Below are 1,648 nucleotides of genomic sequence, written 5' to 3' on the forward strand. Positions count from 1 at the left end.
AGGAATCGGCGCTGCAGATCCAGAAGATGATCGAAGAGCTGCAAGTCGGCGCCCGCGAGGCGGTGGCCACCATGACCGAAAGCCAGCGCTACAGCCTGGAGAGCGTGGAGATCGCCAACCGTGCCGGCGAACGCCTGGGCAGCGTGACCAGCCGGATCGGCGAGATCGACAGCATGAACCAGTCGGTGGCCACCGCCACCGAGGAACAGACCGCGGTGGTCGACTCGCTGAACATGGACATCACCGAGATCAACACCCTCAACCAGGAAGGCGTGGAGAACCTCCAGGCCACCCTGCGCGCCTGCGGCGAGCTGGAAACCCAGGCCGGGCGCCTGCGCCAACTGGTGGACAGCTTCAAGATCTGAGCCCTGCCTGTCGTAGCCGAACCGGCCGGATAACCGCGAAGCGTTTATCCGGCCTACCGATGAAGAGCGCCCACGGGCGCTTTTTTCGTTCTCCAGGTCGCATTCGGTGAAACCATTCATCCATTGCGCTAAAGCTTCCGGGCTTGCCGCCGACAGACACGGCAAGCCTTGCAGTTGCGATCCAACTGGGGCTGTTCACGACAGCGCGCCCGCGCCTCCCGGATGCAAGAAACCATGATCAAAAGTCTCAAGTTCAGTCACAAGATCCTGCTCGCCGCCGCGCTGGTGGTGATCGCGACCTTCTCCCTCTTCACCCTCTACAACGACTCCCTGCAGCGCACCTCGATCCGCGAGGACCTGGAGGACTACCTGCACGAAATGGGCGAGATCACCGCCAGCAACGTGCAGAACTGGCTGAGCGGGCGCATCCTGCTGATCGAGAACCTGGCCCAGACCCTGGCCCGCGACCACAGCCCGGAGACCACCCAGGCCCTGCTGGAACAGCCGCTGCTGGGCTCGACCTTCCTCTTCACCTACCTGGGGCAGACCGACGGCACCTACACCGCGCGCCCCACCAGCGACCTGCCGGCCGACTACGACCCGCGCCGCCGCCCCTGGTACAACGCCGCCACCAGCGCCGGCCAGACCACCCTCACCGAACCCTACATGGAGCCGGCCATCCACGAGCTGGTACTGACCATCGCCAGCCCGGCGCGCCAGGGCGGCCAGCCGTTCGGCGTGGTCGGCGGCGACCTCAGCCTGCAGACGGTGGTGAAGATCATCAACTCGCTGGACTTCGGCGGCATGGGCTACGCCTTCCTGGTCAGCGGCGACGGCAAGATCCTCGTCCATCCGGACAAGGACCAGGTCATGAAGAGCCTCAGCGACGTCTACCCACGCAACACGCCGAAGATCGGCAGCGGCTTCAGCGAGGCCGAGCTGCACGGCAACACCCGGATCCTCAGTTTCTCTCCGGTCAAGGGCCTGTCCGGCCTGGACTGGTACATCGGCATCTCGGTGGACAAGGACAAGGCCTATGCCATGCTCACCAAGCTGCGTACCTCGGCGATCGTCGCCGCGCTGATCGCGGTGGTCGCCATCGTCCTCCTCCTCGGCATGCTGATCCGCGTGCTGATGCAACCGCTCACCGACATGGGCCGCGCCATGCAGGACATCGCCCAGGGCGAAGGCGACCTGACCAAGCGCCTGAAGGTCACCAGCAACGATGAATTCGGGGTCCTGGCCATTTCCTTCAACCGCTTCGTCGAGCGTATCCACGAATC

General features: G+C 64.7%; 2 pseudogenes. Both read left to right on the forward strand.

Annotation, left to right across the window (positions count from 1 at the left end):
- A pseudogene (locus tag HMPREF2581_RS18225) lies at window positions 1–365 on the forward strand (chemotaxis protein); the annotation flags it as partial.
- Between the two features lie 234 nt (window positions 366–599).
- Window positions 600–1,648: pseudogene (gene pctB, locus HMPREF2581_RS18230) on the forward strand (methyl-accepting chemotaxis protein PctB); the annotation flags it as partial.

It is taken from the genome of Pseudomonas sp. HMSC057H01 (genome assembly GCF_001836405.1).
Taxonomy (GTDB): domain Bacteria; phylum Pseudomonadota; class Gammaproteobacteria; order Pseudomonadales; family Pseudomonadaceae; genus Pseudomonas; species Pseudomonas aeruginosa.